An 8,986-nucleotide genomic window follows, 5' to 3' on the forward strand; every position below is an offset into this window, starting at 1 on the left:
ATATTATGACCCGTTCAAGTGAGAAAGTTTATGATGCCTTATCTAACAAAATGCCAGTCAGCTTCGTCGTCGGCACCTTTGTTATCAGTGAAGACACTTGGCAAAGCTAGTGCTGCTGTCTCTCTCATCACTGCGGCGGCTTTAACCTTATCTGGCTGTGCCACTACGCAAAGCCTTACCCCGCAGCAGTGCCAAACCAGTAACTGGCAAGAACTGGGCTACGCCGACGGCTTACGTGGACGCTCAGGCGCTTACTTTGGTCAATATGCCAATCAATGTGCAAGCGTGATTGGCGCTACGCCCAATCGGGTACTATGGGAGCAAGGTCGCCAGCAAGGCCTAAAAAACTACTGTACTGAGCTTAATGCGTATAAGCTTGGCCGTGAGGGCTATGATTGGCAGCCCGTCTGTCCGCTTGAAGGAATAGAGAAGCTAGAAGAGGCTTATGCGCAAGGACGCTATTACTATATCCGTCAGCGTGATTTGGACTATCTGCGCTCGCCTTATCCGTTTGGCTATGGAGGCCGTTTTGGTTACAGTCCTTTTTATACACCCTTTGGGTATGGGTGGTAAAAAAGACAGAGCACAAAACCTCAATAAGTACGGTTGGAGGTCAGCCTTATTATTCTCATATTCTTTATTCTTATACTAGTGATATTTCTACTACTAAGCTTATTGGTCTATATCGGTAGCCTGTTTTTTTAATGGCTACTGATTGAGTGGTTTGTCCACGAGTTATCTGCAAAGAAAACTCTCCTCTATGTGATATGTGATTCAAGAACTCGCTGTTGTTATCCGAGCGACTGCCTTGTATAAAGCCCCGTCTTTATCTATCTGCAATTACCGACGTTCAGCACTTCACTCAAATTGCCACTGCATAGTCATAGATACAAACTATGATACAAATGACAATCATTATCGTTGATAAAATTTCTGAGTTACTTTATCATGAGCGTCTATTCATACTTCTTAGCAGTTAATTGCAAAACGTCCAGTCATTAACCTATTAAATCAAGGGCATTCTATTTGTTTCTTGATTAACGAGCAGTGCTTTAGCGCTTTTTTATTGGCGTCAGGCGGGCTCTTTTTTATTTTCTATTGGCTGATAACTTTTATAGTCCTATAAGCTGCATCTTAACTATCACGATATTCCGGGTCTTTTATGTCTAATAATAATATTACTGCTCAAACTTCTATATTTAAACGTCCACTGCTAGCGACTGTGACGGCCGCGCTACTGGTCAGTATCAGTTTGACAGGCTGCTCCTCTAACACTAGTGAAACTGATGATACCAAAGTCGAAAACCACACCGCTGACGCGGCCTCCAACGTCGCAGATAATGACGCAGTCTCAGTCAAAACTATCGAAGTAGATACCGTACGAGGCGATGTCAGCCTACCGATTAATCCCGCGCCGCTTGTAGTCTATGACATGACGTTGCTGCAAGACTTGGCAGCGCTTGATGTCGCTGTCGCTGGGGCGCCAAGTGGCCTACTTTTAGACAACTTGCATTCAGAGACTCAGCCTGATCCTGAAGAGGTGGGTACGTTATTTGAGCCTGATCTTGAGGCCCTAAACGCCATGCAGCCCCAAGCTATCTTGGTCGGTTCGCGTATGGCGGAAAAATACGATGAGCTCTCAAGCATCGCGCCAACCTTAGATATGACTATTGATACGGCTAATATCTATGAGTCCAGCAAACAGCGCCTGCATGATTTAGGTGCACTATTTGGTAAAAGCGCGCAAGCGGCCAAATTACAAAACGATATCGACAGCCTAATCACAGAGACCAAAGCGGTCACCAAAGACAGTGGCACCGGTCTGGTGGTGATGGTCAATGGCAATAAAATGTCTGTCTATGGCGCTGACTCACGCTATGGCTTTATTCATAATGTCGTCAATGTGCCGATCGCTGACGATCAAATCAAAGACGGTCCTCATGGTCAGCCGATCTCTTTTGAATATCTACAAAAGACCAACCCTGATTGGCTATTCGTCGTCGATCGTAGCGCCGCTATCGGTGAAGACAGCGTGGGTGCCAAAGCAGTCTTAGACAATCCGCTGGTCGCCCAAACCACCGCGTGGCAAAAAGACCAAGTGGTTTATCTAAGCCCAGATTCTTATCTCGCCTTTGGTGGTTATTATCAGTGGATACAAGATCTGACCACGATAAAAAATGCGTTTGCAAGCGCAAAATAAACGCGGCAACCATACCAGCTATTTTTTGACCTATTATTTAATGAGCCAGTAGCCGTTATGTCGTTATTTTCATCGCGTGCCCAGGCCCGCGCCAATAGTCTTGAGGCCAGTCCCGCTTTGTCCACATCATCACCTTGGCAAAGCGGCAGCAAGGCTCTGAACCACACGCGTCGGCATGCGGCCCTACCGCCATGGCTTATCAACACAGCCAGCCTCATCATGATGGGGCTTTTGGTGTTATTAAGTTTATCCATTGGGGTGGCGGATTTTTCGTGGTCTGGTATTTTTCATAGCCTCATCAACCATAGCGCCAACTCAGACAGCTCGCTGATGCTGGTCAGCCGGTTGCCGCGTACTATCGCTATCATTCTCACTGGTATCGCTATGGCGGTGGCAGGGATGATCATGCAAGTGGTGCTAAAAAACCGCTTTGTTGAGCCATCGATGGTAGGGGCCACCCAAAGCGCGGCACTGGGACTGCTGGTCGTTAGCCTGCTGTTCCCTGCCAGTGCGCTACTGGTCAAAATGAGTGTCGCCACCATTGCGGCAGTCGGTGGCATGATGTTATTTATGGTCCTTATCCGCCGCATACCGCCGACAGATTATTTGATGATTCCGCTCATCGGTATCGTCTTTGGCGGTATCATCGAGGCGGTGACGACCTTTATTGCCTATCAGACCGAGACGTTACAGATGCTCAGTGTTTGGCAATTTGGTGATTTTTCTGGGGTGCTAGCAGGGCGTTATGAGCTGTTATGGCTGACGGGCGCGTTATGTATCATCGCTTACATTATCGCTGATAAGCTCACTATCGTCGGCTTAGGAGACAATATCGCGCTCAACTTAGGCATTAACAAACGCCAAGTCACTTGGCTGGGTGTTGCGATGGTAGCGATTATGAGCGCGGTTGTGGTGGTCACAGTCGGGATGATTCCTTTTATTGGCTTGGTAGTACCAAATATCGTCAGCCGACTGATGGGCGATAAGCTGCGCCGTAGCTTGCCAGCTGTCGCGCTACTGGGCGCATCGGCAGTATTGCTCTGCGATATCATCGGGCGCTCTATCCGCTACCCCTTTGAAGTGCCGGTCGCCACGGTGTTTGGTGTGGTCGGCACGGTGCTGTTTTTATGGTTGTTATTGCGCGCGCCTGCTGAGCGATAAAGCGTCTTGTAATAAGGCGTTTTGTAATAAGGCACCTCATAACAATGTAGCGCATAATAACGCATCTGGCCATCAAGCAGCTGACTCACCACCATCGACCCTTTTCTTTATTTATTCGTCCTGTTGTCTGCTTAGATAAGCGTGGCGTTGTTACTATTACAGGTAGCATAGTAGGATTTACGTATGTTTTCATCGTCTAAGCATGACTCTATAACTGGCCGCTCTACAAAGACTGACTCAGCGAAGTGTCGTTTAAAAAATAATAATTTAAATAACGAGCACCACGCAGCCCCCTCTAGCCAGAATCGCTTGGCTCAGCTTTGGGCATGGATCAGCAACCATCCAAAATCGATTGCCGCTGTTATTTTGCTGGTCTCGATGACGCTATTTTTGACGCTCAATGTCAATGGTCATTGGGATTTTGCCCTACCACTACGAGGTAAAAAACTGCTGGCGCTCATGGTGGTCGGCTATGCGATTGGCGTATCGACTCTGCTCTTTCAAACCTTAACGCACAATCCTATTTTGACCCCTTCTCTACTGGGCTTTGACTCGCTGTATGTGCTGCTGCAAAGCTTATTGGTGTTCTTTTTGGGGGCGATGAGCTTTACCAGCATCAATCCTATTGCCAAATTCACCCTTGAGATTATCCTGATGTTTGGCGCGTCGTTATTATTGTTTCGAGTGCTGTTTTCAAAAAGCAGTCAGGATTTGACGCGGCTGATACTGGTGGGCGTTATCTTTGGGGTGTTGTTTCGCAGCTTATCAGCACTGATTGCGCGCCTGATTAACCCAGATGATTTTGTCGTGGTACAGTCGGCCAGTTACGCGCAGTTTAATACCGTCAACCCGCAGCTATTGGGAATTAGCTTCATTATTTGCACCATTAGCGCGCTGTGTATTTGGCGCTGGCGCTATCAATGCAATGTCTTGATGCTCGGTAAGGCGCAAGCGATTAATTTGGGCATTAATTATCAACGCCTCGCATTTGGGCTGTTGACGGTCATTGCGGTATTGGTCGCTACCGCCACGGCACTGGTCGGGCCGGTGACTTTTTTTGGCTTGCTAGTCTGCGCCTTGACCAATCGTATCGCACGGCATATGTATCATAGCGAGCGTTTGATATTGGTCAGTTTGGTGGCGATGATTTGTTTGGTCCTCGGTCAGACGCTGTTTGAGCAAGTATTGGGTATGGCGGGAGTGTTATCCGTGGTGATTGAACTGGCGGGCGGCTTGGTGTTTTTGCTACTGATATTTATAACCCAGCGGCGTTGATGACATGTCGTATTGACCTATATAAAAATCATAAACTATTTAAAACTGATTAAAATTTATCTAAAAAATAAGAATTATTATGATTGAACTCGATAATATCTCCCACCATATCGGCAAACAACAAATCCTGCATGACATCAGCTTGTCCTTACCAAGCGCCCAAGTGATTGCCCTAATCGGCCCCAATGGCGCGGGCAAATCTACCTTATTTTCGGTCATGGCGAGGCTACAACCGCTACAGTCTGGGAAGGTGATGTTTGGTGAGCATGATATTGTCAGCTGCCCTGCGCGCACGCTTGCTAAAACGGTGGCGATGCTCGGGCAAGACAACCAAGTGCAAGGTCGCCTGCGCGTGCATGAGCTGCTGATGTTTGGCCGCTATCCCTATCATCAAGGACAGCCAAGCGCACAGGACGAGCAAAAAGTACAAGAAGTGATCGCGCGTTTTGAGCTTGAACCCTTAGCCGAGCGTTTTTTATCGACGCTCTCTGGTGGTCAGCGGCAACGCGTGCTGATTGCGATGATTGTCTGTCAAGATACGCCTTATCTGTTGCTCGATGAGCCGCTAAACAATCTGGATATGTACCATGCAGGGCGTCTGATGCGTGAGCTGCGCGAGCTTAGCTGCAGTCAGCAAAAAACCGTGGTCATCGTCCTACATGATATCAACCAAGCCGCGCAGTTTGCCGATACTGTGGTCATGATGAAAACTGGCCAAGTGATGGCGGTTGGGCAGCCTGTCGATGTCATCACTAAAGATACCATGAAAGACTTATATAACGTCGATGTGACGGTACTTAACCATCAAGGTCGGCCAGTGATTGTCGATACATTGTTATAGTTAAGCAGGACTGTAGCTACGTCACCTTATAACCCTAATGCAGCATCTTCGCGTTTGACGATTTTATGCTCATCTTCATTGCTATCAAGTTTCCAGTAGCTAGAGATATAAAGATGACTCTTAGCCACTTCTTTTTGTTTGAAGTACTGACGCAGCGCTCGCATACTATTGAACTCGCACGCCGCCCACACTGCCACTTCACCAGCCGGCCAGCCTAGCGTCTTAATACGCTCAAGAATGGGGTAATGACTGCTGCTTGCTTCGGCATTGATTACCCACTCAAGCGTTATATTCTTCGGCTTTTGTAGCGGCTGGATATCATCCTCACTCAGCACCTCGATGACGGCATAGCCCTCGGCATCCTCGGGCAGCTGTGCTAAGTTTACCGTGATGGCGGGCAGCGCGGTCATGTCTCCCGCCAATAAAAACCAATCCGCCTCGTGATTGATAAGCTTTTTGGGGCCTGGTCCCCCAATCAGAATGGTATCACCGGCTTGTGTGGTTTTGGCCCAATGTGAGGCAGGACCTTCAGCGCCTTTGTGGTTGAGACCATGCAAGACAAAATCGACATCGATTTCATCGTCACGTTGCTGGATAATGGTATAAGTGCGCATGATGGGCTTTTTTCCTGCCTCCCCTGCAAACATCAGTTTGATATAGGCGCTTTCTTGATCTGCTGGGAAGTCTTGCATGCCCGCTCCACCAAGTGTAATGCGGCGCATGTTTGGGGTGATATCTTTGATGCCTTTTACTTCTAATACTCTTGGATTAGGTTTGGTCATTTTTTATCCTTTTAGCTGTCTAGTTAATCCACTTTAAAAACGATACAGTGCTACTGGGATGAATTTTGTGCAGCCTCTGTGTAAGCAGCACGCAAAGAAAATTTATACCAGTAGCACAGTCATACAACCATCTTGGTGAGGTCTAAAATTACGATAAGAAAAGCCAGCTCTCCTCGTCAGACAGCTGGCTTTTAGATATTACCAATCACAGTTAGATTAGAATTGATAGGTCAAAGAGGTTTTGATATTACGACCCATCTCAAAATCTGTAGCCGTAGCATCAGCCGTATTTAAGCGCGATGCGTGACTGGCATAAGTCTCATCAAACAGGTTATAAACCCCAACGGTGGCTTTGACATTCTCGAGCTGACGTGGTGAATAGTTCACATACACATCGTGCACATCATAGCTTGGCTTAGTCTCACCTTGATTATCAGTAATAGAGGCTACATAAGTACTGCGCCAGCCCAAATCAACCATATCATTAGCTGCATAATCTAAGTTCACCATGTAGCGATCGCCTGAGTCAGCACCACTGCCACTTACTGATGGGATACTATTGCCTGTCTTATCGCCTTCGCTACGAGCGCGCGCGTAGCTCAGCCCCATACCAAAGTCACGAGTAGTGTAGTTAGCAGCCAGCTCAACACCATCTATTTTATAGTCTTCATCACTGTTGAACATACCTTGACAGTCACCGCCTATCGCACCGGTCTCACAGTCAATCCCAAATCTACCAGGGCGACTACCTGTACGCATAAACTGCTGATAGTTCTCGATATTGGATCTAAAGTATTTTGCACTCAATTGTAGCGCATCATCAGCAATGGTTAGATCGCGTAGCGTGGTGGTCACACCTACCTCAGAGTTATAGCCTTCTTCTGGCTTAAGGTCATCATTGACATAAATACCCTCGCCATTGCTGTTAAAGACAGTTTGGCCTAAATCTGGACCATTAAACAGCTGGGTATAGCTGGCAAACACTTGCGTACGCGGCGCAACCTCGTAGCTTGCAGCAAACGCGCCAACCACATTGTCATAAGTAGAACCGCCCGCCACAAATTCAGGAGACTCATAGCGGTCGTAGCGTACACCTGGTGTCAGCGTTAGTTTGCCCATTTGCCATTGGTCTTCTAGATAGACTGAGGTGTTATTGGCATCATCATTCGCAGTTGCAGAACCATCACGTGCCATCTCAGATTCTTTTTCGTAGTGCTCAGCGCCTGCGATTAGCTTATGACGACCGCTATTTGTGTCAATAACACTGGTATTTTCAATCTTAACACCTGTGGTTTTTACTTTTGCATCAAAATCAAAGTTGCCTACGTCTTCAGAATCACGCAGAATCTGCGTTTCTGTTTGATAAAGGGTGGTATCAACGTCAATGAGTGAGTTTGCTGGATTAAAGTTATGATCGAGCGTATAAGTATCGCGCTTTATTTCTTGTGGGATGACATCAGGACCACGACTGTTAGGAAAACTTGGAAAATCTGGTCGATAAGGGAAAACACCTTCTTTTTCGGTACGGCTAAAGCTTGCACCGACATGATGATCGTCACCAATATACGCGCCTGCTTTTAATAAGATGTTTTCGCTCTCACTGTCCTCATAAAGCTCACGGCCGTCGCCATCTTCGCCAGAGTCGGTATCGCGCTTGCCATAATAAGCCAATAGGTCAATATTGTCTGTTGGCGCACCATACACAGTCGCTGACGTAAGTAGCTCATCATTATTACTGGCATAACCTGCCTTTAGTTTTGCGCCGATCTTTTGACCGGGCTTTAATAAATCTGCAGCATCGACCGTTTCAAACGCGACCGCGCCGCCTAAGGCATCGTTACCCAGCGTGACTGAGTTATTACCGACCGCTACCTCAGCTTGTTTTAGCAAGTCAGGATCAAGAGTGACATCGCCCATATGATAAAAGAGGGCACCCTCTTGACGCGCGCCATCGACGGTGACTTTAAGATTGGTATCGTCAAGACCACGCACTCTGATACGCTGATTCACCGTTGAGGTGCCACCGACCTCGACTCCAGGTATCACATCTAAAAAATCGCTTAAGTGGCTTGCCTGCGCTGCGGGCGTATAGTTGTCGATATAGACTGAGTCTTCTTGTACATTTTCACGTACTGAGGTGTTTGCCGTTACCGTAATCGTTTGTAGCGTCGTGCTAGGCATCGCCTCTGCAGCATTAGCCATTTGTGAAAATAGCGCTGTGGCTACCCCTATAGATAAAACCGATAATCGACTTGAAAACGTTACTACGCCCATAAAATACTCACTTAATTTAACTGCCAAATCTATGCCCAAAAGTTAGTGAACGATGTATAAAACAGTGAAGCCGTATCTTTGATCGGCTGTCAACGAATGATGTATCTCATTCGCAGCTCAACTGCTATAACCATCCACTACCCTCTATAATAATATTAACGATAATTATTATCATTAACATTTCGGAAAGTATAATAGCGAAGTATTTATAATTTGGCAACAATGAATTAAAGCTTTGATATAGAAATAAGCTCGTCACTAAGTTTACTAGCAGCGTTTATTGTTAATAATTGCCGCTTTTAGGCTAAAAAAGCGTTGCAATAATGAACCCTTTCACTATATCCTACAGATAGCTGACTAAATGGTCAGGTTATATCATTAAGGTTCGATAGAGTAACTAACCCCAGTTCGGGATAAGCCACATTGTAACTCATTGATACTATTTACAATGTC

The 8,986-nt window shown here is 46.7% G+C and carries 7 protein-coding genes; 5 read left to right on the top strand and 2 right to left on the bottom strand.

Annotated elements, in window-relative coordinates; genetic code table 11:
- Window positions 1-30: 30 nt before the first annotated feature.
- From I3248_RS09975 to I3248_RS09995, 5 genes are all read left to right on the top strand, one after another.
- On the top strand, window positions 31-573 hold the full coding sequence (locus I3248_RS09975) for a DUF2799 domain-containing protein (protein ID WP_238063552.1): 543 nt from the start codon (window positions 31-33) through the stop codon (window positions 571-573).
- A 589-nt stretch (window positions 574-1,162) separates the two neighbouring features.
- Window positions 1,163-2,200, top strand: coding sequence for an ABC transporter substrate-binding protein (locus I3248_RS09980; RefSeq protein ID WP_238063553.1), 1,038 nt, complete (start codon window positions 1,163-1,165; stop codon window positions 2,198-2,200).
- A gap of 219 nt (window positions 2,201-2,419) precedes the next feature.
- On the top strand, window positions 2,420-3,361 hold the full coding sequence (locus tag I3248_RS09985) for an iron chelate uptake ABC transporter family permease subunit (protein WP_238063557.1): 942 nt from the start codon (window positions 2,420-2,422) through the stop codon (window positions 3,359-3,361).
- 183 nt (window positions 3,362-3,544) lie between these two features.
- Entirely contained in the window at window positions 3,545-4,636 is a 1,092-nt protein-coding gene (locus tag I3248_RS09990; RefSeq protein WP_238063554.1) for an iron chelate uptake ABC transporter family permease subunit, read from the top strand.
- Window positions 4,637-4,715: 79 nt separating this feature from the next.
- Window positions 4,716-5,477, top strand: coding sequence for an ATP-binding cassette domain-containing protein (locus I3248_RS09995; protein WP_238063555.1), 762 nt, complete (start codon window positions 4,716-4,718; stop codon window positions 5,475-5,477).
- 26 nt (window positions 5,478-5,503) lie between these two features.
- Here I3248_RS09995 and I3248_RS10000 read toward each other — a convergent pair whose 3' ends face one another.
- Window positions 5,504-6,259, bottom strand: a complete 756-nt coding sequence (locus tag I3248_RS10000) for a siderophore-interacting protein (RefSeq protein ID WP_025644005.1) — start codon at window positions 6,257-6,259, stop codon at window positions 5,504-5,506.
- A 216-nt stretch (window positions 6,260-6,475) separates the two neighbouring features.
- The gene (locus I3248_RS10005) at window positions 6,476-8,533 is read right to left on the bottom strand and encodes a TonB-dependent receptor (RefSeq protein ID WP_238063556.1); all 2,058 of its coding nucleotides are present in this window, start codon (window positions 8,531-8,533) and stop codon (window positions 6,476-6,478) included.
- Between the last annotated feature and the right edge of the window lie 453 nt (window positions 8,534-8,986).

This window comes from Psychrobacter sp. Ps3 (assembly GCF_022129275.1).
GTDB classification, from domain to species: domain Bacteria; phylum Pseudomonadota; class Gammaproteobacteria; order Pseudomonadales; family Moraxellaceae; genus Psychrobacter; species Psychrobacter submarinus.

Coding starts and splice junctions, on each gene's coding strand:
- I3248_RS09975 (WP_238063552.1), top strand. CDS start 31: ATGATGCCTTATCTAACAAAATGCCAGTCAGCTTCGTCGTCGGCACCT.
- I3248_RS09980 (WP_238063553.1), top strand. CDS start 1,163: ATGTCTAATAATAATATTACTGCTCAAACTTCTATATTTAAACGTCCA.
- I3248_RS10000 (WP_025644005.1), bottom strand. CDS start 6,259: ATGACCAAACCTAATCCAAGAGTATTAGAAGTAAAAGGCATCAAAGAT.
- I3248_RS09990 (WP_238063554.1), top strand. CDS start 3,545: ATGTTTTCATCGTCTAAGCATGACTCTATAACTGGCCGCTCTACAAAG.
- I3248_RS10005 (WP_238063556.1), bottom strand. CDS start 8,533: ATGGGCGTAGTAACGTTTTCAAGTCGATTATCGGTTTTATCTATAGGG.
- I3248_RS09985 (WP_238063557.1), top strand. CDS start 2,420: ATGATGGGGCTTTTGGTGTTATTAAGTTTATCCATTGGGGTGGCGGAT.
- I3248_RS09995 (WP_238063555.1), top strand. CDS start 4,716: ATGATTGAACTCGATAATATCTCCCACCATATCGGCAAACAACAAATC.